General features: G+C 45.5%; 33 protein-coding genes and 2 rRNA genes. 7 read left to right on the forward strand and 28 right to left on the reverse strand.

All coding sequences use genetic code 11. From position 1 onward, the window contains the following. Window positions 1-41: 41 nt before the first annotated feature. The 6 genes from AC5YB1_RS00545 to AC5YB1_RS00570 all read right to left on the reverse strand — a co-directional run bounded on the left by AC5YB1_RS00545 (window position 42) and on the right by AC5YB1_RS00570 (window position 9,037). Window positions 42-2,935: ribosomal RNA gene (locus AC5YB1_RS00545) — 23S ribosomal RNA — on the reverse strand. A gap of 339 nt (window positions 2,936-3,274) precedes the next feature. Next, a 16S ribosomal RNA gene (locus tag AC5YB1_RS00550) occupies window positions 3,275-4,821 on the reverse strand. Together the 16S and 23S rRNA genes form the textbook arrangement of a ribosomal RNA operon. Before the next feature lie 607 nt (window positions 4,822-5,428). Next, the gene (locus AC5YB1_RS00555; RefSeq protein WP_494520342.1) at window positions 5,429-6,013 is read right to left on the reverse strand and encodes a TlpA disulfide reductase family protein; all 585 of its coding nucleotides are present in this window, start codon (window positions 6,011-6,013) and stop codon (window positions 5,429-5,431) included. After that, the gene (nrfF, locus tag AC5YB1_RS00560; RefSeq protein ID WP_494520343.1) at window positions 6,010-6,489 is read right to left on the reverse strand and encodes a heme lyase NrfEFG subunit NrfF; all 480 of its coding nucleotides are present in this window, start codon (window positions 6,487-6,489) and stop codon (window positions 6,010-6,012) included. The genes AC5YB1_RS00555 and nrfF overlap by 4 nt, the downstream gene beginning before the upstream one ends. Next, window positions 6,489-7,046, reverse strand: coding sequence for a DsbE family thiol:disulfide interchange protein (locus AC5YB1_RS00565; RefSeq protein WP_475515518.1), 558 nt, complete (start codon window positions 7,044-7,046; stop codon window positions 6,489-6,491). The genes nrfF and AC5YB1_RS00565 overlap by 1 nt, the downstream gene beginning before the upstream one ends. Window positions 7,047-7,063: 17 nt before the next feature. Next, on the reverse strand, window positions 7,064-9,037 hold the full coding sequence (locus AC5YB1_RS00570) for a heme lyase CcmF/NrfE family subunit (protein WP_475515517.1): 1,974 nt from the start codon (window positions 9,035-9,037) through the stop codon (window positions 7,064-7,066). A gap of 410 nt (window positions 9,038-9,447) precedes the next feature. Between AC5YB1_RS00570 and ccmI the strand changes: the two genes are divergently transcribed. After that, window positions 9,448-10,692: a c-type cytochrome biogenesis protein CcmI gene (ccmI, locus tag AC5YB1_RS00575; protein WP_475515516.1), complete on the forward strand. Its 1,245-nt coding sequence runs from the start codon at window positions 9,448-9,450 to the stop codon at window positions 10,690-10,692. Between the two features lie 151 nt (window positions 10,693-10,843). On the opposite strand, the gene AC5YB1_RS00580 is transcribed toward ccmI, so the two are convergent. Continuing rightward, on the reverse strand, window positions 10,844-11,137 hold the full coding sequence (locus AC5YB1_RS00580; RefSeq protein WP_475515515.1) for a c-type cytochrome: 294 nt from the start codon (window positions 11,135-11,137) through the stop codon (window positions 10,844-10,846). A gap of 337 nt (window positions 11,138-11,474) precedes the next feature. On the opposite strand from AC5YB1_RS00580, the gene ccmA reads away from it, so the two are divergent. From ccmA to AC5YB1_RS00610, 6 genes are all read left to right on the forward strand, one after another. Further along, a complete protein-coding gene (ccmA, locus tag AC5YB1_RS00585; protein ID WP_494520344.1) occupies window positions 11,475-12,125 on the forward strand; it encodes a cytochrome c biogenesis heme-transporting ATPase CcmA in 651 nt (216 codons plus the stop codon). Between the two features lie 10 nt (window positions 12,126-12,135). Next, window positions 12,136-12,822: a heme exporter protein CcmB gene (gene ccmB, locus AC5YB1_RS00590; protein ID WP_494520345.1), complete on the forward strand. Its 687-nt coding sequence runs from the start codon at window positions 12,136-12,138 to the stop codon at window positions 12,820-12,822. 1 nt (window position 12,823) lies between these two features. Further along, on the forward strand, window positions 12,824-13,570 hold the full coding sequence (locus AC5YB1_RS00595) for a heme ABC transporter permease (protein WP_475515513.1): 747 nt from the start codon (window positions 12,824-12,826) through the stop codon (window positions 13,568-13,570). Continuing rightward, entirely contained in the window at window positions 13,570-13,767 is a 198-nt protein-coding gene (gene ccmD, locus AC5YB1_RS00600; RefSeq protein WP_494520346.1) for a heme exporter protein CcmD, read from the forward strand. The genes AC5YB1_RS00595 and ccmD overlap by 1 nt, the downstream gene beginning before the upstream one ends. Continuing rightward, window positions 13,767-14,252 carry a cytochrome c maturation protein CcmE gene (gene ccmE, locus AC5YB1_RS00605; protein ID WP_494520347.1) on the forward strand — a complete coding sequence of 162 codons (486 nt, stop codon included), beginning with the start codon at window positions 13,767-13,769 and terminating at the stop codon, window positions 14,250-14,252. The genes ccmD and ccmE overlap by 1 nt, the downstream gene beginning before the upstream one ends. Before the next feature lie 350 nt (window positions 14,253-14,602). Further along, on the forward strand, window positions 14,603-14,938 hold the full coding sequence (locus AC5YB1_RS00610) for a hypothetical protein (protein WP_494520348.1): 336 nt from the start codon (window positions 14,603-14,605) through the stop codon (window positions 14,936-14,938). Window positions 14,939-15,683: 745 nt separating this feature from the next. Here AC5YB1_RS00610 and rplQ read toward each other — a convergent pair. The 21 genes from rplQ to rpsC all read right to left on the reverse strand — a co-directional run bounded on the left by rplQ (window position 15,684) and on the right by rpsC (window position 25,909). After that, window positions 15,684-16,076 carry a 50S ribosomal protein L17 gene (gene rplQ, locus AC5YB1_RS00615; protein ID WP_220062695.1) on the reverse strand — a complete coding sequence of 131 codons (393 nt, stop codon included), beginning with the start codon at window positions 16,074-16,076 and terminating at the stop codon, window positions 15,684-15,686. A 39-nt stretch (window positions 16,077-16,115) separates the two neighbouring features. After that, window positions 16,116-17,105 (reverse strand): DNA-directed RNA polymerase subunit alpha, encoded by a 990-nt coding sequence (locus AC5YB1_RS00620; protein ID WP_011863990.1) that lies wholly within the window; start codon window positions 17,103-17,105, stop codon window positions 16,116-16,118. A gap of 24 nt (window positions 17,106-17,129) precedes the next feature. Further along, window positions 17,130-17,750 carry a 30S ribosomal protein S4 gene (rpsD, locus tag AC5YB1_RS00625; protein WP_110456970.1) on the reverse strand — a complete coding sequence of 207 codons (621 nt, stop codon included), beginning with the start codon at window positions 17,748-17,750 and terminating at the stop codon, window positions 17,130-17,132. A gap of 35 nt (window positions 17,751-17,785) precedes the next feature. Next, window positions 17,786-18,178: a 30S ribosomal protein S11 gene (gene rpsK, locus AC5YB1_RS00630; protein ID WP_011863988.1), complete on the reverse strand. Its 393-nt coding sequence runs from the start codon at window positions 18,176-18,178 to the stop codon at window positions 17,786-17,788. A gap of 17 nt (window positions 18,179-18,195) precedes the next feature. Beyond that, window positions 18,196-18,552 carry a 30S ribosomal protein S13 gene (gene rpsM / locus AC5YB1_RS00635; RefSeq protein WP_494520349.1) on the reverse strand — a complete coding sequence of 119 codons (357 nt, stop codon included), beginning with the start codon at window positions 18,550-18,552 and terminating at the stop codon, window positions 18,196-18,198. Window positions 18,553-18,668: 116 nt separating this feature from the next. After that, window positions 18,669-18,782 carry a 50S ribosomal protein L36 gene (gene rpmJ / locus AC5YB1_RS00640; protein ID WP_006083579.1) on the reverse strand — a complete coding sequence of 38 codons (114 nt, stop codon included), beginning with the start codon at window positions 18,780-18,782 and terminating at the stop codon, window positions 18,669-18,671. A 21-nt stretch (window positions 18,783-18,803) separates the two neighbouring features. Continuing rightward, complete coding sequence (gene secY, locus AC5YB1_RS00645) at window positions 18,804-20,144, reverse strand: preprotein translocase subunit SecY (protein WP_028764666.1); 1,341 nt, start codon at window positions 20,142-20,144, stop codon at window positions 18,804-18,806. A gap of 7 nt (window positions 20,145-20,151) precedes the next feature. Continuing rightward, complete coding sequence (rplO, locus tag AC5YB1_RS00650; RefSeq protein WP_110456973.1) at window positions 20,152-20,586, reverse strand: 50S ribosomal protein L15; 435 nt, start codon at window positions 20,584-20,586, stop codon at window positions 20,152-20,154. A gap of 1 nt (window position 20,587) precedes the next feature. Continuing rightward, window positions 20,588-20,773 carry a 50S ribosomal protein L30 gene (gene rpmD / locus AC5YB1_RS00655; protein WP_028764668.1) on the reverse strand — a complete coding sequence of 62 codons (186 nt, stop codon included), beginning with the start codon at window positions 20,771-20,773 and terminating at the stop codon, window positions 20,588-20,590. A gap of 5 nt (window positions 20,774-20,778) precedes the next feature. Continuing rightward, entirely contained in the window at window positions 20,779-21,285 is a 507-nt protein-coding gene (rpsE, locus tag AC5YB1_RS00660; protein ID WP_028764669.1) for a 30S ribosomal protein S5, read from the reverse strand. A gap of 13 nt (window positions 21,286-21,298) precedes the next feature. After that, the gene (rplR, locus tag AC5YB1_RS00665; protein ID WP_028764670.1) at window positions 21,299-21,649 is read right to left on the reverse strand and encodes a 50S ribosomal protein L18; all 351 of its coding nucleotides are present in this window, start codon (window positions 21,647-21,649) and stop codon (window positions 21,299-21,301) included. 10 nt (window positions 21,650-21,659) lie between these two features. Then, on the reverse strand, window positions 21,660-22,190 hold the full coding sequence (gene rplF / locus AC5YB1_RS00670; protein WP_494520350.1) for a 50S ribosomal protein L6: 531 nt from the start codon (window positions 22,188-22,190) through the stop codon (window positions 21,660-21,662). A gap of 10 nt (window positions 22,191-22,200) precedes the next feature. Further along, window positions 22,201-22,593: a 30S ribosomal protein S8 gene (rpsH, locus tag AC5YB1_RS00675; protein WP_110456976.1), complete on the reverse strand. Its 393-nt coding sequence runs from the start codon at window positions 22,591-22,593 to the stop codon at window positions 22,201-22,203. 23 nt (window positions 22,594-22,616) lie between these two features. Continuing rightward, window positions 22,617-22,922 (reverse strand): 30S ribosomal protein S14, encoded by a 306-nt coding sequence (rpsN, locus tag AC5YB1_RS00680; protein ID WP_110456977.1) that lies wholly within the window; start codon window positions 22,920-22,922, stop codon window positions 22,617-22,619. A 10-nt stretch (window positions 22,923-22,932) separates the two neighbouring features. Beyond that, complete coding sequence (gene rplE, locus AC5YB1_RS00685; protein ID WP_110456978.1) at window positions 22,933-23,472, reverse strand: 50S ribosomal protein L5; 540 nt, start codon at window positions 23,470-23,472, stop codon at window positions 22,933-22,935. A 12-nt stretch (window positions 23,473-23,484) separates the two neighbouring features. Further along, the gene (gene rplX, locus AC5YB1_RS00690) at window positions 23,485-23,799 is read right to left on the reverse strand and encodes a 50S ribosomal protein L24 (RefSeq protein ID WP_475515507.1); all 315 of its coding nucleotides are present in this window, start codon (window positions 23,797-23,799) and stop codon (window positions 23,485-23,487) included. An 11-nt stretch (window positions 23,800-23,810) separates the two neighbouring features. After that, on the reverse strand, window positions 23,811-24,179 hold the full coding sequence (gene rplN / locus AC5YB1_RS00695) for a 50S ribosomal protein L14 (protein WP_011863976.1): 369 nt from the start codon (window positions 24,177-24,179) through the stop codon (window positions 23,811-23,813). A 179-nt stretch (window positions 24,180-24,358) separates the two neighbouring features. Continuing rightward, complete coding sequence (rpsQ, locus tag AC5YB1_RS00700) at window positions 24,359-24,607, reverse strand: 30S ribosomal protein S17 (RefSeq protein WP_110456980.1); 249 nt, start codon at window positions 24,605-24,607, stop codon at window positions 24,359-24,361. Further along, the gene (gene rpmC, locus AC5YB1_RS00705; protein WP_011863974.1) at window positions 24,607-24,798 is read right to left on the reverse strand and encodes a 50S ribosomal protein L29; all 192 of its coding nucleotides are present in this window, start codon (window positions 24,796-24,798) and stop codon (window positions 24,607-24,609) included. The genes rpsQ and rpmC overlap by 1 nt, the downstream gene beginning before the upstream one ends. Then, on the reverse strand, window positions 24,798-25,208 hold the full coding sequence (gene rplP / locus AC5YB1_RS00710) for a 50S ribosomal protein L16 (RefSeq protein ID WP_494520351.1): 411 nt from the start codon (window positions 25,206-25,208) through the stop codon (window positions 24,798-24,800). Before rplP ends, rpmC begins: the two co-directional genes overlap by 1 nt. Window positions 25,209-25,219: 11 nt before the next feature. Continuing rightward, window positions 25,220-25,909: a 30S ribosomal protein S3 gene (gene rpsC / locus AC5YB1_RS00715; RefSeq protein ID WP_110456982.1), complete on the reverse strand. Its 690-nt coding sequence runs from the start codon at window positions 25,907-25,909 to the stop codon at window positions 25,220-25,222. Between the last annotated feature and the right edge of the window lie 8 nt (window positions 25,910-25,917).

Raw genomic sequence — 25,917 nt, forward strand, 5'->3', positions numbered from 1 at the left:
TCGCTAAAGTTAACCATTAACTGGAAACCCTTTTGGGTTGTATGGTTAAGCCTCACGGGTCATTAGTACAAGTTAGCTCAACGCCTCACAACGCTTACACACCTTGCCTATCAACGTAGTAGTCTCCTACGGCCCTTTAGAGGACTTAAAGTCCTAGGGATGACTCATCTTAGGGCTCGCTTCCCGCTTAGATGCTTTCAGCGGTTATCGATTCCGAACGTAGCTACCGGGCAATGCCATTGGCATGACAACCCGAACACCAGCGGTTCGTCCACTCCGGTCCTCTCGTACTAGGAGCAGCTCCCTTCAATCATCCAACGCCCACGGCAGATAGGGACCGAACTGTCTCACGACGTTCTGAACCCAGCTCGCGTACCACTTTAAATGGCGAACAGCCATACCCTTGGGACCGACTTCAGCCCCAGGATGTGATGAGCCGACATCGAGGTGCCAAACACCGCCGTCGATATGAACTCTTGGGCGGTATCAGCCTGTTATCCCCGGAGTACCTTTTATCCGTTGAGCGATGGCCCTTCCATTCAGAACCACCGGATCACTATGACCTGCTTTCGCACCTGCTCGACGTGTATGTCTCGCAGTTAAGCTGGCTTATGCCATTGCACTAACCGTACGATGTCCGACCGTACTTAGCCAACCTTCGTGCTCCTCCGTTACTCTTTGGGAGGAGACCGCCCCAGTCAAACTACCCACCAGGCACTGTCCTCAACCCCGATTCAGGGGCCAGAGTTAGAACATCAACACTACAAGGGTGGTATTTCAAGGTTGACTCCACAAGAACTGGCGTTCCTGCTTCAAAGTCTCCCACCTATCCTACACATGTAGGGTCAATGTTCAGTGCCAAGCTATAGTAAAGGTTCACGGGGTCTTTCCGTCTAGCCGCGGGTATACGGCATCTTCACCGCAATTTCAACTTCACTGAGTCTCGGCTGGAGACAGCGTGGCCATCATTACGCCATTCGTGCAGGTCGGAACTTACCCGACAAGGAATTTCGCTACCTTAGGACCGTTATAGTTACGGCCGCCGTTTACCGGGGCTTCGATCATGAGCTTCTCCGAAGATAACCCAATCAATTAACCTTCCGGCACCGGGCAGGCGTCACACCGTATACTTCCTCTTGCGAGTTTGCACAGTGCTGTGTTTTTGATAAACAGTTGCAGCCACCTGGTATCTGCGACTCCCGTCAGCTTAGAGAGCAAGTCTCATCACCAACAGGAGCGTACCTTCTCCCGAAGTTACGGTACCATTTTGCCTAGTTCCTTCAGCCGAGTTCTCTCAAGCGCCTTGGTATTCTCTACCCAACCACCTGTGTCGGTTTGGGGTACGATTCCTGCTAACCTGAAGCTTAGAAGATTTTCCTGGAAGCATGGCATCAACTACTTCAGTTCCGTAGAACCTCGTCATCAACTCTCAGTGTATGTGCACCCGGATTTGCCTAAGTGCACCACCTACAGCCTTAAACGCGGACAACCAACGCCGCGCTAGCCTAGCCTTCTCCGTCTCTCCATCGCAGTTAGCAGAAGTACAGGAATATTAACCTGTTTCCCATCGACTACGCCTTTCGGCCTCGCCTTAGGGGTCGACTCACCCTGCCCTGATTAACATTGGACAGGAACCCTTGGTCTTTCGGCGAGGGGGTTTTTCACCCCCTTTATCGTTACTCATGTCAGCATTCGCACTTCTGATACCTCCAGCGTGGGTTACCCCTTCACCTTCAATGGCTTACAGAACGCTCCTCTACCGCACTAGCGCAAGCGCTAGTACCCATAGCTTCGGTGTATTGCTTAGCCCCGTTAAATCTTCCGCGCAGGCCGACTCGACTAGTGAGCTATTACGCTTTCTTTAAATGATGGCTGCTTCTAAGCCAACATCCTAGCTGTCTAAGCCTTCCCACATCGTTTCCCACTTAGCAATAACTTTGGGACCTTAGCTGATGGTCTGGGTTGTTTCCCTTTTCACGACGGACGTTAGCACCCGCCGTGTGTCTCCCGAGTAGTACTCATTGGTATTCGGAGTTTGCAAAGGGTTGGTAAGTCGGGATGACCCCCTAGCCTTAACAGTGCTCTACCCCCAATGGTATTCGCTCGAGGCGCTACCTAAATAGCTTTCGAGGAGAACCAGATATCTCCCGGTTTGATTGGCCTTTCACCCCCAGCCACAAGTCATCACCGCATTTTTCAACATACGTGTGTTCGGTCCTCCAGTTGATGTTACTCAACCTTCAACCTGCCCATGGCTAGATCACCGGGTTTCGGGTCTACACCTTGCAACTAAACGCGCAGTTAACACTCGGTTTCCCTACGGCTCCGCTATTCGCTTAACCTCGCTACAAAATGTAAGTCGCTGACCCATTATACAAAAGGTACGCAGTCACGGTCTCAAGAACCGCTCCCACTGCTTGTACGTATACGGTTTCAGGTTCTATTTCACTCCCCTCACAGGGGTTCTTTTCGCCTTTCCCTCACGGTACTGGTTCACTATCGGTCAGTCAGGAGTATTTAGCCTTGGAGGATGGTCCCCCCATGTTCAGACAAGATGTCACGTGTCCCGTCCTACTCGTTTTCACGTAAAGTTAGTTTTCATGTACGGGGCTATCACCCTGTGCCGCTGTGCTTTCCAACACATTCCACTAACACCCTCTACGCTTAAGGGCTAATCCCCGTTCGCTCGCCGCTACTAGGGGAATCTCGGTTGATTTCTTTTCCTCCGGGTACTTAGATGTTTCAGTTCCCCGGGTTCGCCTCACAACACTATGTATTCATGTTGTGATACATGCTTATGCATGTGGGTTTCCCCATTCGGACATCGTTAGCTCAAATGCTTGTTACTAGCTCGCCAACGCTTTTCGCAAGTTACTACGTCCTTCATCGCCTCTGACTGCCAAGGCATCCACCGTATACGCTTAGTCACTTAACCATACAACCCAAATGAGTTTCACAAGGAAACAAACTTTATCAAGCGGGTAAGCTTGATGTTGTATCGCAACTAATGGTGTTTACTTTCGCCAAAAGAATACTCATGAATCATCATTACAATGACTCGGCACTTGATTTAAGTGTTTGAGAACTCAATTTTAATTTTCGCGTCAATGCTACAAATAATCACGTACAAGTACGTCACTATCCCTTTCACATTAACACTATCAGCTTTCCAAATTTTTAAAGAACAAGCATCGCCGTTAAGACGTGCCACCTGCTCTAACAAGAACAAGTTATCTGTGTGAACACTCAGCAAATATTGAGTTAGTCGTATAGGTAAGGAGGTGATCCAGCCCCAGGTTCCCCTAGGGCTACCTTGTTACGACTTCACCCCAGTCATGAACCACACCGTGGTAAACGCCCTCCCCGAAAGGTTAAGCTATCTACTTCTGGTGCAGCCCACTCCCATGGTGTGACGGGCGGTGTGTACAAGGCCCGGGAACGTATTCACCGTGGCATTCTGATCCACGATTACTAGCGATTCCGACTTCATGGAGTCGAGTTGCAGACTCCAATCCGGACTACGACAAGCTTTGTGAGATTAGCTCCACCTCGCGGCTTTGCAACCCTCTGTACTTGCCATTGTAGCACGTGTGTAGCCCTACTCGTAAGGGCCATGATGACTTGACGTCGTCCCCACCTTCCTCCGGTTTATCACCGGCAGTCTCCCTAAAGTTCCCACCATTACGTGCTGGCAAATAAGGATAAGGGTTGCGCTCGTTGCGGGACTTAACCCAACATTTCACAACACGAGCTGACGACAGCCATGCAGCACCTGTCTCAGAGTTCCCGAAGGCACTAAGCTATCTCTAGCGAATTCTCTGGATGTCAAGAGTAGGTAAGGTTCTTCGCGTTGCATCGAATTAAACCACATGCTCCACCGCTTGTGCGGGCCCCCGTCAATTCATTTGAGTTTTAACCTTGCGGCCGTACTCCCCAGGCGGTCTACTTAATGCGTTAGCTTGGGAACCCAGTGTTCAAGACACCAAATTCCGAGTAGACATCGTTTACGGCGTGGACTACCAGGGTATCTAATCCTGTTTGCTCCCCACGCTTTCGTACCTGAGCGTCAGTCTTTGTCCAGGGGGCCGCCTTCGCCACCGGTATTCCTTCAGATCTCTACGCATTTCACCGCTACACCTGAAATTCTACCCCCCTCTACAAGACTCTAGTCTGCCAGTTCGAAATGCAATTCCCAGGTTGAGCCCGGGGCTTTCACATCTCGCTTAACAAACCGCCTGCGTACGCTTTACGCCCAGTAATTCCGATTAACGCTTGGACCCCTCGTATTACCGCGGCTGCTGGCACGAAGTTAGCCGGTCCTTCTTCTGCGAGTAACGTCACACCTAAACGCTATTAACGCTTAAGCTTTCCTCCTCGCTGAAAGTGCTTTACAACCCGAAGGCCTTCTTCACACACGCGGCATGGCTGCATCAGGCTTGCGCCCATTGTGCAATATTCCCCACTGCTGCCTCCCGTAGGAGTCTGGGCCGTGTCTCAGTCCCAGTGTGGCTGATCATCCTCTCAGAACAGCTAGGGATCGTCGCCTTGGTGAGCCATTACCTCACCAACTAGCTAATCCCACCTAGGTACATCCAATCGCAGAAGGCCCGAAGGTCCCCTCTTTTCCCCCGTAGGGCGTATGCGGTATTAGCAGTCGTTTCCAACTGTTATCCCCCTCGACTGGGCAGTTCCCTAGGCATTACTCACCCGTCCGCCGCTCGTCAGCAAAGAAAGCAAGCTTTCTTCCTGTTACCGCTCGACTTGCATGTGTTAGGCCTGCCGCCAGCGTTCAATCTGAGCCATGATCAAACTCTTCAATTAAAGTTTTGTTGAATCTTGCGATTCGGCTCAATGAATTCTGATTCCGTTTAAAAGACTCGGAAGAATCTTAAAAACGTTTGTACATATTGCTATGAACACTCATCGTTACATTGATTTAATTCTTTGATTGCCAACCCGAAGGTTAGGCAATTTCGATTAACTCAACACCTGTGAGTGTCCACACAGATTTCTTGTTTCATCTTGTTAAAGAGCGTTGCTAGCATGAGAGAATCAATCTTTCATTTAGCCGCCGTTGACGCTAGGTCGTTGGCTTAGGGATGCGTATTTTACACGTCCCGTTGTTGGCGTCAAGTGCTTATTTTAAGAAGCTTTCCAAGCGATGATTTCTTAAACAGAAGCCATCAGTCGAAGCCCTTAAAAGTGCTTATCACCTGAGTTAATCTCCGAAGAGTTCAACTCGCTAACACCGCTGCAAGTCCCGTACTACCTAGGTAGTTGGCCTGCTGTGCCGTGTCAGTGGATGCGCATTATAGGCAGTTCTCGGATGGGCGCAAGGGATTTTTATAATAAAAAAGATCGCTTGCCGATCTTTTCGACAAATGCGATCTTCCCTGTTTAGATTTGCATCAAATTAGCTGTTTTAAGACTATTTAATGCTCTCTTGTTCGATAAAGCCATTAATCAATTCAACCGCTTTAGCATCATCCCAGTCGACAAAGGTTCTGACAAACGCAATCAGCTCACCTTCACCATTGAGTATAAAGGTGGCGGGTATTGTATCTAAGGGGAACACTTCACTTAATGCCTGCTGAGGATCATAGTAGGTTTTGAATCCTTCCATATCCAGTGACTTTAAAAAAGGCTCAACCTTAGCCGTACCATCTATATCGATAGAGATCGGCAGTACCTTAAATTTACTTTGATCGAACTTAGCCTTAAAACGATCGAGTGCTGGTAGCTCACGTACACATGGCGGGCACCATGTTGCCCACATGTTTACCATGATCACTTGCCCACGATATTGGCTAAAATCGATAGCCTTACCATTTCGATCTGAAAAAGCGACCACATCGATAGGGTAGGACTTAGGCAACACGTTGATACGATCGACACTCGATTCGATTTGTCCTTGTGTTTGTTGCTGCATCCCTGGGTAAGCTTGTACATTTGCGGTAAACAATGATGCCATTGATAACAAGGCTACAAGCACAGCAGCAAAGGACTTAGTCATTTTGATGCTCGCTTAAGTAGTTTATCTAATTCCGCTTGCTCTTCGGCACTGATCTCTTGCTCTACAGCTCCTGAAATACGTTGTTTACGAACAAAGATAAAACCAATTAACAAACCAATCAGTAATAAGCCTATAGGGCCAAGCCATAAAACATAGGTCTTGGCCTCCATTTTGGGCTTATATAACACAAACTCACCGTAGCGACTGGTCATGAAGTTAATGATCTCTTCATCTGCCTTACCGGCATCGACCATTTGATACACTTCTAGGCGTAAGTCTTGTGCAACTGGCGAATTAGAGTCAATTAGGTTTTGGTTTTGACACTGTGGGCAGCGCAGTGAATGCGCCAACTCAAGTGCACGCTTTTGATTATCAACCGATTTAAACTCATAGGTGTCGACTGGTGTCGCCAGCGCAGAGCTTAATACACTTATTGATAGCAATAACGCAGTAATTAAAGCGATAAAGGTTTTCATTAAGAAGCCCCCTCTGCTCTAGCTTGAGCTTGTAGCTCTTGGATCATTGGATACAATGTTTCATTCCACACTCGCATGTCGATCGGGCCGGCATAGCGGTAGCGAATGATACCGTTGTGATCGACTAGATAACTTTCTGGCGCACCGTAGACCCCCAGATCTAAACCTAAACGACCATCATGGTCGAAAATGTTCTTGGTGTAGGGGTCTCCTTCACGGCTAAGTTCGCGGATCGCTAAAGGGCGTTCATCACGATAGTTAATACCATAGATAGGCAAGATGTTTTGTCTTGCTAACCGCATTAGATGCGGATGCTCATACTTACAAGATGGGCACCATGTTGCCCACACATTGAGTAATGACACCTGACCTTTTAAGCTCTCATTGGTAATTATTTCGTTCGCATTCTCTAGACGTTCTAGTTGGAAAGCCGGAATTGGCTTTCCTTCAAGAGCGGAATCGAGCTGCTGGGGATTAAGGAATAGCCCTTTGTAAAGAAATACCCCCATCACCAAAAATAATACCAACGGAATAAATAGTACTAACCTGTTTTTCATACTTGCCCCAATTCAAGTTATGCCGTTGCTAAATCTTCTTTAGCTTTTTCTTTGGTTGTTTCGCTTACTTTGACTTTACGATAACGCTTATCTGAAGCCGCAAAGACACCACCCACCATCATGAAAATACTACCAAACCATAACCAACGTACAAATGGCTTATAGTTCAGACGTACTGCAAATTCAGTACGGCTAATTGGATCTCCCATAGTGATATATAAATCACGGAACAGCCCCCAATCAATACCCGCCTCAGTCATATCCATAGTACGGACATTATATTGGCGACGATCAGGCTTAAGCAGGGTGATAAACTCGCCATCCTTACTCACCTCAACCTGGCCCTGCTGTGCGGTATAGTTAGGCCCCACGACATTTTTGGTTTCAATATAGTGGAAACTGTAACCAGCCAACTCTTGGGTGATGCCAGGTCCCATACGCACGCTCTTTTCAATAGAGTAGTTCGAGACCATAGTCGCGCCGATAACAGAAACGGCAATACCTAGGTGAGCAATCACCATACCTAGCTGGCTGCGTCCCATACGCGCAAGGCTAACGCCATCTTTACCATTAACAATGTCGTAGGCAGCTCGTAGTGTTGCCAGTACCACCCAAGTCGCAATACCTATACCTAGAGTGACCCAGATATTAAATTTACCATCGACTAAGAAAGGCGCCGCAATACCAACAATGGCCGCAACGATTGCCGGTACAACTAATTTACGTCTAAGCTCGCCGGCTTTAGCGCGTTTCCAACGAATACTGGGACCAATCCCCATAAACACAAACAGCACAAGTACTATGGGTACAAACACCGCGTTGAAATATGGTGGGCCTACAGAGATCTTACCCATGTTTAGTGCATCAATAAGCAGCGGGTATAAGGTACCAAGCAATACAGTACCACAAGCCACTGTTAGCAGAATATTACACACCAGTAGCATGGTTTCTTTTGACATTAACTCAAAACGTGCAGGGCTCTTCATATCGCTAGCACGGAAAGCGAATAGGGTTAACGAACCACCGATAGCTAAACCAAGTAGCAGCAGAATAAACATACCGCGACCAGGATCGGCTGCAAATGAGTGAACGGATGTCAATACACCTGAACGTACAATAAAGGTACCTAACAGGCTTAATGAAAATGCGAAGATTGAAAGCAATACAGTCCAGTTACGGAATGTGGCACGCTTCTCGGTCACAATAACCGAATGCAACAATGCAGTACCAATCAACCAAGGCATGAATGAGGCGTTCTCGACCGGGTCCCAGAACCACCAACCGCCCCAGCCAAGTTCATAATATGCCCACCATGAACCTAATGAGATGCCGCCGGTAAGAAAAATCCATGCGGCCAATGTCCAAGGACGACTCCAGCGTGCCCATGCCGAATCAAGGCGTCCACCCATTAATGCCGCAATCGCAAATGCAAAGCTTACAGAAAAACCGACATAACCGAGATACAGCATAGGTGGATGGAAGATTAATCCAACATCTTGCAACATAGGGTTAAGGTCGCGTCCTTCCATTGGGATAGGAAACAAACGCTCAAAAGGACTCGATGTCAATAACATGAACAAACTAAAGCCAATCACGATCATAGCTAAGATCGCTAACACTCTAGCAGTGAACACCTCTTCTAGCCCTTTACTGAAAAGCGCTACCGCGGCGGTCCATACGGATAAAGCAAATACCCAGAACAGCAACGAGCCTTCATGTCCGCCCCATACGGCGGCAATTTTGAAGAAAATCGGTAATTGAGAATTGGAGTGATGCGCTACATAAGCAACTGAGAAGTCATCGACGGCAAAACTATAGCCCAACACGATAACAGAGAGAAAAATAAAGAAGAACATGCCATAGCTTAATGGCCAAGCATATCGTACAAGGTATTGATCTTTACGGGCAACACCGATTAAAGGCACGCTGGCTAATAGAAAGGCAAAAGCCAAACCTATTATCAACGAAAAGTGTCCTAATTCAGGGATCATGGGGTTTCCTCAGTCCTATATAGTCATCAGTTAAGCCAGCGCTTTACTGATTCACGAGAGTTTGCGATTCACACTACTCAAGGTACAAATTTTGAGTCATTTTAGTATTTGCTATTGTATCTGTCTGCTTCTTTCGGCCAATAATGGGTGACCTGTCTCATTCTTACTCTATCAATAGTCACAGCTAACTATGTTAAAAACTGACAGATTTTAATCTCTGACCCTTGTTTGAAACTTAAGTTTCAAACAATTTTTTAAAATAGAATCGAACTGTGAACCAGTGCAAAAGTATCGCTTTTTAAAGTCATTTAATGGCTTATATTACTGTTCAATGAATAATCTTTCCGTATAATCTGACCCTTAATCCTGCGGTGTACCCGCTCTCCTGCAACTAATGTGAAAATGAAATAATGACCACTCTCTGGATTTTTATTGCGCTTTTTGTATTAGTCAGCCTCGCGCTGATTTGGTTTCCTCACTTCCGTCAGCGAAAAATGCTGCAGGCGGCAGAGACTGGCGTTCGTAACGAAACGAACCTCGATCTCTTTAATAATCGACTCGCTACTCTAGAAAAAGAACTCCAAGATGAGCTACTCGATCAAGATGAATTTAATGCCCTGAAGAAAGAACTTGAAATCAGCTTGCTGCAAGATATGAAGCAAGGTGAAGATGAATCTTTAGTCAATCAAGCCAAACCTAAAGGTCTATTATGGCCAGTCCTGATGTCGGTCGCAGTATTAGGCATCTCTGGTTATATGTATAGCAACTTAGGGGCATACGCTAATCTAGATCGCGCCGAACCTGCAAACCCTCATGCAGGAATGGATGCAAGCCAAATTATGGCTCAACGTATCAACATGATGGAAGCCCAATTAAAAGCAGAGCCAGACAATAGCCAGTTACTCTTTAGTTTAGGGCATACTTATATTAGTGCCAACCGTTATAATGATGCTGTTAAGGCATTTGATAAGGCAATGGAGCTTGTCGGTACCCACGCTGAATTGCTGGGGCCAAAAGCAACCGCCATGTACTATCAGGCTGATCAACGCATGACACCGGAAGTTCAAGTACTTATCGATCAAGCATTAACATTAGATCCTCAAGATCCTTCCACCCTATTACTCGTGGCAATGGATGCCTTCTTTAGTGCTAATTACAATAAGTCGATTGAAGCATGGCAAACCATTCTCGACAGTGATCGCAGTGATGTTGACCGCGGTGCCATTATTAACGCCATCGAAAGCGCCAAGATGAGAATGCAAGCTGAGACAGGCGAAATGCCAAACGATGCAACGCATCAGCAGGCAGGCATTGGCAAAACCATTAACGTCAATGTATCAATTTCTCCAGAGCTTCAAGCACAAGTCGGCAGTAGCGATATGTTGTTCATCTTCGCTCGTAATATTGAAGGCCCTAAAGTTCCGCTAGCGGCAACAAAAATATCAGCAAAGTCATTACCGATGACAATCACCTTAGATGACAGTACTGGTATGGGCGGAGACTTAAAGTTAAGTGACGTGAGCAATGTTGAAATCATTGCAGTACTGTCAAAACATGGTTCGGTTAAAGCGCAACCAGGTGATATACAAGGCCACTTACAAACCGTTGCCGTGGGATCGACAGCGACTCTGGTCCTGGATACTCAGGTGCAATAGCCCTGCAAAGATACTGACCACAGTTAACACATAGAAAGCCGACCCCATTAGGTCGGCTTTTTTGTGACTAAAACTCATCAAACTTAGACAGATGATTAATTTTTGGCACAAAAAAACCGGCTCTGCGCCGGTTTTTTCATTAACGAACAAATTACTTAGACATGAACTCAATAGCGTTCTTGTAATCTTCGTCAGTACAATCTGTACACATACCACCTGGTGGCATTGCGTTTAGACCGGTTTTCACGCTACCCACTAAGGCGTCAATACCTTTAGCTAAGCGAGGTTCCCATGCAGCTGCATCGTGAGCTTTTGGTGCTCCAGCTACACCCATGCTGTGGCATACTTGGCATGCCTTGTTATAAATAGCTTCACCTTCTTGTGCAAATACGTTTGCTGACAAGGTCAATGCAGCCACTGCTGACAATGCTAACAGTTTTTTCATGTTCAGTGTTCCTAATGCAAATATTAACAAAGCTCAATGCCACCCTGACAGTACGTTGGGTAGACTTAATTTTTAGCGCCTCTAGGATACATCAAACTTCAATAAATCTCATCTTTTTGTGACTAACGTCAGAAATTCAAGTGTCACCCCACCCTATTAAGCAAACATAACTGCTACATTAGAAAAAGTTGAAAAAGTTCAATGCTAGGTGTTAAAAGGTTTCACTTTTTGGAAGCATATCAAATTGCTGACACTAAAAAGTAACCATTACTAAACCCTATTAGGGGAGTATGTTAATATCGCTTTAGATGACATATGGCTTGAGATAGAGGGTTCAGTGGTAAAAGAAAAAATAGCAACAACACTGGTATCAGCCGATAACTTAACGTGCATTAGAGAAGAGCGGATCTTATTTGATGAACTAAGTTTTCACATCCAAGCTGGCGAAATAGTTCAGATTGAAGGGCCTAATGGTGCCGGCAAAACGAGCCTATTACGAATACTCGCTGGCTTGTCCCGCCCCTACGCCGGAGAAACCCGTTATAAAGGCGAAGACATTAACCGCTGTCGTGACGAATACAATGATGACCTATTATACCTTGGTCATTTAGCAGGCGTAAAAAGTGAATTAACCGCAGAAGAAAACCTTAACTTTAATTTAAGAATCAGTGGGTATGATGATTTCAGTACCAATGACATCTTAGCTCAAGTCAATTTGTCTGGGTTTGAAGAAGCACTGGCTGGACATCTTTCAGCTGGGCAACATAGAAGAACAGCATTAGCCAGACTGTGGCATACCAATTGTAAGGTATGGCTGCTTGATGAACCATTTACTGCCATTGATAAGAAAGGCGTTGAAGAGTTGGAACACCTATTTTTACGTCATGCCCAAAACGGGGGGTGCGTCATTATGACGACCCATCAAGATATGAGTATTATAGGTGATGATATTCTGCGAAAAATTCGCCTCGATTATCGCTTTGTATAAGGTCCAGTAAATGAACAAAGGCATTAGTTTTACTCAAGCATTTTATACCCTGCTTAAGCGTGATCTGCAGATAGCCATCAGACACAAGGGAGATATTTTTAATCCACTGTTATTTTTTATCCTAGTGGTAACGCTATTTCCTCTCGGCATAGGGCCTGAACCACAAGTATTGTCGCGTGTAGCACCTGGTATCATCTGGGTTGCAGCATTGCTCGCATCAATGCTGTCGTTGGAGCGCCTTTTTAAAGCTGACTTTGTCGACGGTAGTCTTGAGCAGATGTTATTAAGTCCACAGCCACTGTCACTAATGGTATTAGCCAAAGTATTAGCCCATTGGATATTAACCGGCGTCCCCTTAATTTTAGTTGCGCCATTACTAGCCGTGTTATTACATCTTGAAGAGAATAGCTATGGCGCCCTGATGGCAACCCTAGCTCTCGGCACCCCCGTACTGAGCTTACTGGGCGCTATCGGGGTAGCATTAACTGTAGGATTACGTAAAGGCGGTGTATTACTCAGCTTATTGATTCTACCGTTATACATTCCGGTATTGATTTTCGCGACCAGCGCTATCGATGCCGCAGGATTAAACCTACCCTATAGTGGCCATCTCGCGATTATCGGCGCGATGTTGGTCGGTTCGTTAATTTTAGCACCTTTTGCAATAGGCGCTTCACTAAGAGTGAGTACTAACTAATATGTGGAAATGGCTACATTCATACGCAGATCCTCAACGTGCATATAATCTCTCGGGTACACTGCTGCCTTGGTTTGCCACGTTGGCAATAGCCTTTATTGGTGTAGGTTCGATTTGGGGACTTCTTTTTGCACCAGTTGATTACCAGCAAGGTGACAGTTATCGCATTATCTTTATCCATGTACCTGCAGCATCGATGTCGATGTCTGCCTATATGGCCATGGCAACATCAGCCTTTATCGGTTTGGTATGGCAAATCAAATCAGCTGATTGGGCCGCCGCGGCCATTGCTCCTATTGGTGCCGTCGTTACCTTTATCGCATTGATCACGGGAGCAGCTTGGGGCAAGCCTATGTGGGGAACGTGGTGGGTATGGGATGCAAGATTGACATCAGAGCTAGTGCTTCTGTTCCTCTATTTAGGTGTGATCTCTTTATATGCCTCTTTCGAAGATAAAGTACTTGCAGCAAGGGCTGCGGGTATCTTAGCAATCGTTGGCGTGATTAATATCCCAATCATCAAGTACTCGGTTGAATGGTGGAACTCACTACATCAACCAGCAACAATTAAGATTACCGAGAAGTCTTCAATGGCGCCTGAGATGCTTTATCCATTACTGATAAATATCTTAGGATTTGGTTTAATGATTGGTGCAATCACTTTAGTTCGTTTTAGGGCTGAAATCTTAGCCAGAAATGGGATGCGTCCATGGGTACGGGAACTCGCTAAGGCTGAAGGAGTCAAATAATGCAATTCGATTCATTAACAGATTTTTTTAATATGGGTGGCTATGCTTTTTATGTGTGGCTATCTTATGGAATAACGGTCTTCTCGTTAGCAACCTTGATTTTTTTCAGTGTACGTCAAAAACGTAAGATCCTCATTGAAATATCAAAGAAGATGCAGCGTGAGGAACGCCTCAAAGCAAACCGGAGTACTCAATAGTGAACGCCAGACGTAAGAAGAGACTTGCACTTGCAACTGCTTTAATCGGTGGAGTTGCCGCCATAGCATCGCTGTTACTATATGCGTTGAATTCGAACCTAAACCTATTTTATACCCCTACTGAAATTGTACAGGGTAAAAAAGATACCGGAGTGAAACCAGAAGTAGGTCAACGTATTCGCGTTGGTGGCATGGTTACCGTCGGCTCGATGATACGTGATCCTGATAGCCTACACGTAGAATTTGCAGTACATGATTCGCTCGGTGGTGAGGTTATCGTAACCTACGACGATCTTCTACCCGATCTGTTTCGTGAAGGCCAAGGTATCGTTGCTCAAGGTGTATTAGTTGACAGCGGTAAACTCGAAGCAACCGAAGTGTTAGCTAAGCATGATGAGAACTACATGCCGCCCGAAGTCGCCGAAGCAATGGGGCAGACACACGAAAAACTTGAATATGGTAGCGAGCAAAAATCCAGTTACTAATTAATGATATTTAAAGGCCTCATTTGAGGCCTTTTTTATTGCCTATTTTTTAACATCAAAGCAGTAACTATAAAGGCTATTTCCATAAGGATATAATACATGCGTATGGTGTTGGCTCTACTACTCATAGTAAGCCGGCCACTCAACGCTGCTAACATCATGCTCATCCACCGTTATCATAGGAGTAACCTTTGGACAAGCAATTACAGCATGGGTATTAAGAGCGACTAAACAAAAATGACCATATAACTGACTTCTATCTAGATGCTAAACGTACTCCCCCCGCAACCTATTCAGCACAATCAGACAAAGCCTGGAAGCTCTATCTATCGACCAAGCCTGACTTGGTAGTGCTTGCCGACGATATTGCAATTTCATTGCTTAGCAAGCGACTGAGTGAAACCAGAACACCTTTGGTATTTCTTGGGTTAAATGCTAACCCAAGAGAATACCAACTCCACGGTTATAAAAACTTTACTGGAGTATTAGAGCATCCATTATTCAAGCGTTCCTTATTGTTTGTTGATTTGCTACTCCCCGATAAAAAAGAGAAAAAATTACTCATCTTATCGGATACCAGCCCAACCTCAATAGCAGCCTTGGATCCCATCAACCACAATAAACAAACGATTATGATTGGCAATATTCAGTTAGATTCAGCCTTCGTTACCAACGAGATTCATTGAAAACAGACTGTCAGTAACGCCAAGAATGATGGCTATGATGCACTGTTCATCGCCCTCTATCACACCTTGACCAATAATTTGGCCAAAATAGCAACGCAGACAAAATACTAGCTTGGACAGCTGCTCATTCGCCTATTCCACATTTTGGGTTTTGGGAATTTAGTGTCAATAAATATGCCAATATCGGTGGTTACATACTTAATGGAAATGAACATGAAAAACTTGCAAGGAGACTCATTACACAAATACTCTTAGGAACCAGCCCAAGTGATCTTCCTTATGTCAGCGATCGCCAAGGTCAATTTATATTTAGTCGTTCGGGAATGAAGAAATGGCATTTATCTTTGCCAGAAAACCTTAAAAAGGAAGCTCGCTGGGTTGATTAACCGGCTAATACGGATATAGCTTGAATTCATACCGATACTGCCACGCATGAATATCGACTTGAAGCTTGCACCACTTAACTCTTATTTATCTGGCATTAGTATTACTGCAACCAAGTCATCACAGTCCCCCCTCCCTAGCCTAATAGTTATTCAACACTATCTTCAGGTTGGTATTATCACGGGATTGAAATCATATAACTGTGAAGTCATTGACTAGTAAAAATAAAACCAATATTGATAAATAACAAGGCTAACCCGCCTAATGACTGGAAAACGAAAGCGGATATCTAGGATCGTATAAATTTTTGACATAAAAAAAGCCGGGCTAATGCCCGGCTTTTTAACAATTAATCCAAGTGTTACTCAGCAGCGTCTTCAACAGCTTCAGCAGCTTCTGGACGACCTACTAGTTCAATATACGCCATAGGCGCTTTATCACCAGTACGTAGACCGCACTTTAGGATACGGGTATATCCACCAGGACGTTCCTGGTAGCGTGGACCCAACTCATTGAATAACTTACCAACGACTTCAGCGTCGCGAGTACGAGCAAACGCCAAACGACGATTTGCAACGCTATCACTCTTAGCAAGTGTTATTAGAGGTTCAACTACGCGACGCAGTTCTTTCGCTTTAGCTACAGTAGTCTTAATCACTTCGTGACGGACTAATGAGCTTGCCATGTTGCGAAACATAGCTTGGCGATGACTGCTGTTACGGTTTAGTTGACGACCACTCTTACGATGGCGCATGACCTAATCCTTATTACCTAAATCTGTACAAACGTAGACTTATAGGTCGTCTGCTAAACTAGCTGGAGGCCAGTTTTCTAGACGCATACCTAATGATAGTCCGCGAGAAGCCAACACATCCTTAATTTCAGTAAGAGATTTCTTACCCAAGTTAGGAGTTTTAAGTAGCTCAACCTCAGTACGCTGTACCAGATCTCCGATGTAATGAATCGCTTCGGCTTTCAAACAGTTAGCCGAACGTACAGTTAGCTCTAGATCGTCGACAGGACGCAACAGAATTGGGTCGAACTCTGGTTTCTCTTCTTTCTGCTCTGGCTCAGTGACATCACGTAGTTCAACAAACGCATCTAGCTGTTCGGCTAAGATGGTCGCAGAACGACGAATTGCTTCCTCAGGATCGATAGTACCATTAGTGGTCATATCAATAACGAGTTTGTCTAAGTCAGTACGCTGTTCAACACGTGCTGCTTCAACATTGTAAGCAATACGCGCGACAGGTGAGAAAGATGAATCCACTAACAAGCGACCGATTGGGCGATCGTCGTCTTCGGTTTGTGCTCTAGCCGAAGCTGGAACATAACCGCGACCACGCTCAACACGGATACGCATGCTGATATCGTTGTTACCAGTCAAATGACAGATAACATGATCAGGATTCATAATAGTAACATCACCATCGTGCGTGATATCTGCTGCGGTAACAGGGCCTGCGCCTGACTTGCTTAAAGTAAGCATAGCCTCGTCTTTACCCTCGATAACCACTGCTAAACCTTTAAGGTTTAATAGGATCTCTAGGATATCCTCTTGTACGCCTTCCTTGCTGCTGTATTCGTGCAGTACACCATCAATCTCGACTTCGGTAACCGCGCAGCCGGGCATAGACGACAATAGGATACGACGCAACGCGTTACCTAAAGTATGACCAAAACCACGCTCAAGCGGTTCGAGTGTAACCTTGGCACGTGTTGGGTTAACCTGCTCGATATCAACGAGACGCGGTTTAAGAAATTCTGTAACAGAACCCTGCATTGTGTCCTCTCTTGTTTATTAGCTTTACTTAGAGTAAAGCTCGACGATCAGCTGTTCGTTAATTTCAGCAGATAAATCGCTACGCTCCGGTAGACGCTTAAAAGCACCTTCCATCTTAGTAGTATCTACTTCAACCCATGTTGGCTTTTCGCGCTGAGCAGCAACTTCTAAAGCAGCTTTAATACGAGCTTGCTTCTGAGACTTCTCACGAACGCTAATTACATCATTCGCAGACACTTTAAATGATGGAATGTTAACAACGCGGCCGTTGACCATAATTGACTTATGGCTAACTAGCTGACGTGATTCAGCACGTGTAGCACCGAAACCCATACGATAAACAACGTTATCTAAACGAGTTTCCAAAAGGGTCAGTAGGTTTTCACCTGTGTTGCCTTTTATACGTGCAGCATCTTTGTAGTAGTTACGGAATTGCTTTTCAAGCACACCATAAGTACGACGAACTTTTTGTTTTTCGCGTAACTGAACGCCATACTCAGACAAACGAGCCTTACGAGCGCCGTGTTGTCCAGGTGCAGCTTCAAGCTTACACTTCGAATCAATTGCTCTCACACCGCTTTTTAAGAAAAGGTCTGTACCTTCTCGGCGGCTGAGCTTGAGCTTTGGACCCAAGTATCTTGCCATGTTCTTTCTCCAACTATCCTATTAAAAACGTGCGATTAAACGCGACGCTTCTTAGGAGGACGACAACCATTATGAGGGATCGGCGTCACATCGGTAATGTTGGTTATTTTATAACCAACCGCGTTCAGCGCTCGAATAGCTGATTCACGACCTGGACCTGGACCCTTCACAAAAACTTCAAGGTTTTTAACACCGTAGTCCTGAGCAGCGACACCTGCACGCTCAGCAGCAACCTGTGCAGCAAACGGGGTAGATTTACGTGAACCACGGAAACCTGAACCACCAGATGTTGCCCAAGATAGTGCATTACCTTGACGATCTGTAATGGTAATAATTGTGTTGTTGAAAGATGCATGGATATGAGCCATGCCATCAGCAACCTGTTTACGTACGCGCTTGCGCGTTGAACGTGACGGAACTTTAGCCATATTGGTTTACCTTCCCGTTACTTTCTAATTGGCTTACGTGGACCCTTGCGCGTACGCGCATTGGTCTTAGTACGTTGCCCACGAAGGGGCAGGCTACGACGGTGGCGAAGACCACGATAACAACCAAGGTCCATTAGACGCTTGATGTTCATGGATACTTCACGACGTAAGTCACCTTCTACAATGTATTTAGCAACTTCTTCGCGTAGTGTGTCTATTTGAGCTTCGCTCAATTCCTTGATCTTAGCATCTTCAGCAATTGAAGTCGCCGCGCAGATTTGTTGTGCGCGAGTAAGTCCAATACCATAGATAGCAGTCAATGCAATGACTGTATGCTTTTGATCAGGAATGTTAATGCCAGCGATACGGGCCACTATGCACTCCTCATAAGTTAAAGGCCATCTGTGAAAAGCCCGGTAGGATACTCGACAGATGACGATTTTGCAAATAATATTTTGACCAGCTCAATATTTGAGCTGGTCAAAAGTTTTTAGCCTTGACGCTGTTTGTGTTTTGGTTCAACACAGATAACGCGTACAACGCCGCTACGCTTGACGATCTTGCAGTTACGGCAGATCTTCTTCACGGAAGCTCGAACTTTCATTTCATCACTCCGTAAAGCTACTTAGCGTCCAAAGCGATCTAAGTTCGCTTTGTTAACTAGGTTAGCTTTCTTCATCACAGACTCATACTGATGAGACATCATATGGGTCTGAACCTGAGCCATGAAGTCCATGATCACGACTACCATAATTAGTAGTGAGGTACCGCCAAAATAGAACTGTACCTTCCACGCAATTAACATGAACTCCGGAATTAAACAGATAAAGGTAATATATAATGCGCCAGCTAATGTTAGGCGAGTCATTACTTTATCTATATAACGCGAAGTCTGTTCTCCAGGACGGATCCCGGGAATAAACGCACCACTCTTCTTCAAGTTATCCGCAGTTTCTCGTGGGTTAAACACCAACGCAGTATAGAAGAAACAGAAGAAGATAATTGCTGTTGCGTATAATAATGAGTAAAGCGGCTGACCTGGTGATACAGCAAGTGAAAAATCACTTAACCAAGACAAACCTTCATTTTGTCCAAACCACTGAGCCAGTGTGCCTGGGAACAATATGATGCTTGACGCAAAAATTGGTGGAATCACACCCGCCATATTAACCTTAAGCGGTAAGTGAGTACTCTGCGCGGCAAACACCTTACGGCCCTGCTGACGCTTAGCATAGTTAACAACGATACGACGTTGTCCACGCTCAACAAACACAACAAAATAGGTTACAGCAAATACAATTACCGCAATCAACAATAATACTAGTACGTTCAAGTCGCCTTGACGCGCCTGCTCAGCCGTTTGGCCGATAGCAGATGGTAGACCAGCAACAATACCTGCGAAAATAAGAATCGAGATACCGTTACCTATGCCTCTTTCAGTAATTTGTTCACCTAGCCACATTAGGAACATTGTTCCTGTCACTAAGCTTACAACTGCAACAAAGTAGAAACCAAAGCCAAGATTTACAACTAAACCTGGGACTAAGTTTGGTAACCCTGTTGCGATACCGATTGCTTGGAATGTACCCAAGACCAAGGTGCCATATCGTGTATATTGACTGATCTTTTTACGCCCAGATTCGCCTTCCTTTTTGAGTTCGGCAAGTGCTGGATGTACAACAGTCAATAGTTGCATGATAATCGATGCCGAAATGTACGGCATGATACCTAATGCAAAGATAGAAGCACGTTCAAGGGCACCACCAGAGAACATGTTAAACATGCCTAGGATGGTCCCCTTCTGCTGATTAAACAGCTCTGCTAATACAGCTGCGTCAATACCAGGAATTGGTACGAACGAACCGGCTCTAAAGACGATAATCGCACCAATCACGAACAGGAGGCGAGTCTTCAATTCAGAAAATCCACCTTTCGCGCTTTTTAAATCAAGTCCTGGTTTTGCCATCGACGTATTATTCCTCGATCTTTCCGCCGGCAGCTTCAATAGCTGCACGAGCACCTTTAGTTACCTTAAGACCTTTAACGGTCACAGGGCGTTCAATGGTACCTGAAAGAACGACTTTAGCAAACTGTATGTTGCGAGTAACGAGATTCGCATCTTTCAGTGCATTCAAGTCGACAACATCACCGTTAACTTTAGCTAGTTCGCTGATACGAATTTCGGCAGAAACCAACGCTTTACGCGAGGTGAAACCAAACTTCGGCAAACGAATCTTAAGTGGCATTTGACCACCTTCGAAACCGACGCGAACGCCGCCGCCTGAACGAGACTTCTGACCTTTGTGACCGCGACCAGCAGTCTTACCTAAGCCAGAACCGATACCGCGACCTACACGCTTAGCTGCTGATTTAGCACCTGCAGCAGGTGATAGAGTATTTAGACGCATCTTATACTTCCTCCACCGAAACCATGTAGTAAACCTTGTTAATCATACCGCGAATTGAAGGAGTATCTTCAACTTCAACAGTGTGATTAATACGGCGTAGACCTAGACCAGTCAAAGTGGCACGATGCTTTGGCAAACGTCCAATTGAACTTTTAGTCTGAGTCACTTTTAAAGTTTTAGTAGCCATGGTGCTTAACCTCGAATTTCATCAACATTCAGGCCACGCTTGGCTGCGATTTGAGCTGGTGACTTCATGTGCACCAACGCATCTACAGTTGCGCGAACGATGTTGATCGGGTTAGTAGAACCGTATGCTTTTGACAGAACGTTATGAACGCCTGCTACTTCCAATACGGCGCGCATAGCACCACCGGCAATAATACCAGTACCTTCAGAAGCTGGTTGCATGTAAACACGCGAACCAGTGTGACGGCCCTTAACAGGGTGGTGCAAAGTACCATTTACAAGTTCAACAGAAACAATGTTACGGCGAGCCTTTTCCATTGCTTTCTGAATTGCTGCAGGTACTTCACGCGCTTTACCATAGCCATAGCCGACTTTACCGTTACCATCACCCACTACAGTTAGTGCAGTGAAGCTAAAGATACGTCCGCCTTTAACTACTTTAGAAACACGATTTACTGCAACCAATTTCTCTTGCAGATCATCTTTTTGTTGTTGAGCTTCAAATTTAGCCATTTTTAATCATTCCTTAGAACTGTAGGCCAGCTTCACGAGCTGCGTCTGCTAATGCAGCAACGCGTCCGTGATACTTAAAGCCGGAACGATCGAATGCAACTACAGTTACGCCTTTTTCGATAGCACGCTCTGCAACGGTTTTACCCACTACTTTTGCTGCATCAACGTTACCTGTGTATTTAAGCTGCTCTGATACCGCTTTCTCAGCAGTAGAAGCTGCCGCCACAACTTGCGCGTTGGCATCAATAACCTGTGCGTACGTGTGACGTGGTGTACGATGTACAACCAGACGGTTAACGCCCAGCTCTTGGATCTTCTTACGGGCGCGAGTAGCGCGGCGTAAGCGAGATGTTTTCTTATCCATATCGCGTTACCTACTTCTTCTTAGCCTCTTTACGGCGTACTTGTTCATCAGCATAACGAACACCTTTACCTTTATAAGGTTCTGGTGGACGGTAGCCACGAATCTCTGCAGCAACTTGGCCAATCAACTGCTTATCAGTACCTTTCAGTACGATTTCAGTTTGACTTGGGCACTCTGCAGTTACGCCGTCAGGAAGCTGGTGTACTAGAGGGTGAGAGAAACCTAGAGTCAAGTCGATACCGTTACCAGCAATTTTTGCACGGTAACCAACACCTACTAGAGTCAGTTTTCTTTCGAATCCTTCGTGAACACCAACAACCATGTTGTTGATTAGAGCTCGAGCAGTACCAGCTTGTGCAGCGGTTTTAGCGCCTTCAACTGGTGAACACTTAACTTCATTGTTTTCTACAACAACAGAAACATCAGCGTTAATTACTCGAGTCAAACTACCTTTAGAACCTTTTACGGTGATAGTTTGTTCGTTTAAAGTCACTTCTACGCCTGCAGGAATAGCGACTGGTGCTTTTGCGACACGAGACATTGCTAGCTCCTTATGCTACGTAGCAGATAACTTCCCCACCCATGCCATTTTGGCGGGCAGTACGATCAGTCATCAAACCTTTAGAAGTGGACACGATTGCGACACCCAGTCCGCCCATCACCTTTGGAAGTTCGTTTTTACCTTTGTAAATACGAAGACCAGGACGACTTACGCGCTGGATAGTCTCAACGACTGGTTGGCCTTGGAAATACTTTAAAGTGATTTCTAAAACCGGCTTAGCTTCGCCTGCTACGGCGTAGTCAGCAATATAACCTTCTTCTTTAAGCGTCTGTGCAATAGCAACTTTTAGCTTATTAGAAGGCATAGATACTGATACTTTGTTAGCAGCTTGGCCGTTACGAATGCGAGTTAACATATCCGCAATTGGATCTTGCATGCTCATATTAGCTTACTCCGTGACAAGTATTACCAGCTGGCCTTACGCAGGCCAGGAACTTCACCACGCATGGTAGCTTCACGCAATTTAATACGGCTTAAGCCGAACTTGCGTAGGAAACCATGTGGGCGACCAGTTTGACTACAACGATTGCGCTGACGCGCAGAACTTGAGTCACGTGGTAGGCCTTGCAGCTTAAGAACTGCATCCCAACGATCTTCATCAGAAGTAGTTGGACTGCTAATGATAGCCTTAAGAGCTAGACGCTGTTCAGCATACTTAGCCACGAGCTTGGCACGTTTTGCTTCACGTGCTTTCATTGAACTTTTTGCCATTTCGCTACCCTTATTTCTTGAATGGGAAGTTAAAGGCGTCTAGTAAAGCACGGCCTTCTTCGTCATTCTTCGCAGTAGTAGTGATAACAATATCCATACCACGGATTTTATCGATTTTATCGTACTCGATTTCCGGGAAGATAATTTGCTCACGTACACCCATTGCGTAGTTACCGCGTCCGTCGAACGACTTAGCGCTCAAACCACGGAAGTCACGGATACGCGGGATTGCGATATCAACTAAACGCTCAAGGAACTCCCACATGCGTTCGCCACGCAGAGTTACCTTACAGCCGATCGGGTAGCCATCACGGATTTTAAAACCAGCAACTGATTTACGAGCAACAGTTACTACTGGCTTTTGACCAGCAATAGCAGTCATGTCACGAAGCGCATGCTCCATAACTTTCTTATCTGCTACAGCTTCGCCAACACCCATATTAAGGGTGATTTTCTCAATCCGAGGGACTTGCATGACACTGGTATAACCGAACTTCTTTGCAAGTTCAGCGACAACAGTCTCTTTATATTTATCATGCAGTTTCGCCATCGTTTACTCCAATTACTTAACGAGTTCACTGTTCGACTTAAAGAAACGGACTTTTTGACCGTCTTCAAATCGGAAACCAACGCGATCAGCTTTGCCAGTGGCAGAGTTGAAAATCGCTACATTTGATGCTTGTATTGGTGCTTCTTTCTCAACAATACCACCAGTCACACCCATTTGTGGGTTAGGCTTCTGGTGCTTCTTGACAAGATTGATGCCTTCTACAATTAATTTACCAGTTGGCAAAACTCGAGAAACCTTACCGCGTTTACCCTTGTCTTTACCTGCTAGTACAATTACTTCGTCTTCACGACGGATTTTAGCTGCCATTTTGAAGCTCCTTACAGTACTTCTGGTGCCAGAGAAACAATTTTCATAAATTGTTCGGTACGCAATTCACGCGTCACTGGTCCAAAGATACGAGTACCAATCGGTGCTAGGTTTGCGTTAAGCAATACCGCTGCATTCCGATCGAAGCGAATGACAGAACCATCTGGACGACGAACGCCTTTCTTAGTACGGACTACCACCGCGTTATACACATCACCTTTCTTCGCTTTACCGCGAGGAATTGCTTCTTTTACAGAAACCTTGATGACGTCGCCGATACCGGCATAACGACGATGAGAGCCACCCAAGACCTTAATACACTGAACTCTACGAGCGCCGCTATTACAGGCGACTTCTAGAGTCGATTGCATTTGGATCATTTTAAGTGCTCCGCTATCGTTACTTCACAAATCCCACATTTGGGGCATATTTTAACCAATTTAGACGACATTATTGTCTAAAAAGGCGCGCAAGTATAACACCCAAAAATAGGAATAGATAGTACTAAAAATAAAAACGGCCCCAGTTGAAGGAGCCGTTTCACTAATACCTAAATAAATTAGGCTTTCGTTACTACTTCAACCAGAGTCCAAGACTTAGTCTTAGACAGCGGACGGCATTCGCGAATAGTCACGATATCGCCAGCATTACACTGATTTGTTTCGTCATGTGCATGAATCTTAGTAGTACGCTTGATAAACTTCCCATATAAAGGATGTTTAACCATACGCTCAATAGCGACAGTGATAGACTTGTCCATCTTGTTGCTAATTACTCGACCCTGCATAGTACGGATTTTATCAGTCATTATGCACCCGCCTTAGAAGTAATAATGGTCTTAACGCGCGCAATGTTACGACGCACGATTTTAAGCTGATGAGTTTGAGTCAACTGACCAGTGGCGTGTTGCATACGCAGATTAAACTGCTCACGCAGCAGACCAAGCAGTTCAGCGTTCAATTCTTCAACGCTCTTCTGTGTTAGTTCGCTCGCTTTCATTACATCACCGTCTTAGTTACGAAGGTAGTCTTAATCGGAAGCTTGGCCGCAGCTAAAGCAAACGCTTCACGCGCTAGAACTTCAGATACACCATTCATCTCGTAAAGAACCTTACCAGGTTGAATCTGGCAAACCCAGTATTCAACGTTACCCTTACCTTTACCCATACGCACTTCAAGAGGCTTAGAGGTAATTGGCTTGTCAGGGAAAACGCGAATCCAAATTTGACCTTGACGTTTAATGTGACGTGTCATCGCACGACGCGCAGATTCGATTTGACGAGCAGTAAGACGACCACGTCCAACAGCTTTCAGACCGAATTCACCGAAGCTAACTTCAGTGCCGTTCGCTAGACCGCGGTTACGGCCTTTGAACATTTTACGAAACTTCATTCGTTTTGGTTGCAGCATTGCCAGCTCTCCTATTTACCGCGAGGCTTACGCTTCGGCTGCTGTTTCGGCTCTTCATGCGCAGGAACAACGCCATCTAGGACTTCACCTTTGAAGACCCAAACTTTAACGCCGATCACACCGTATTGAGTGTGACTTTCTGCAGTAGAGTAGTCGATATCAGCACGCAGTGTATGTAGAGGCACACGACCTTCACGATACCACTCCGAACGCGCAATCTCAGCACCGCCTAGACGGCCGCTCACTTCAACTTTGATACCTTTGGCACCAAGACGCATTGCATTTTGTACTGCGCGCTTCATCGCACGACGGAACATAACACGACGCTCTAGCTGTGAAGCGATGCCTTCGGCAACAAGCTTCGCATCTAGCTCAGGCTTACGGATCTCAGCGATGTTGATTTGAGCTGGAATACCAGTCAACTTGGCAACTTCGTTGCGCAATTTTTCAACGTCTTCGCCTTTCTTACCAATCACAACACCTGGACGGGCAGTGTGAATAGTAACACGAACACTCTTAGCTGGACGCTCGATAACAATCTTAGAAACTGAGGCTTGCTTAAGTTTCTTTTCTAGAAACTTACGCACTTCCCAGTCGCTGCTCAAGTTATTGGCATAATCTGATTTATCAGCGTACCAAGTCGAGATCCAAGGCTTAGTGATACCCAGACGGATACCATTAGGATGTACTTTCTGTCCCATTGCTAACT

The organism is Shewanella sp. 433 (genome assembly GCF_059338565.1).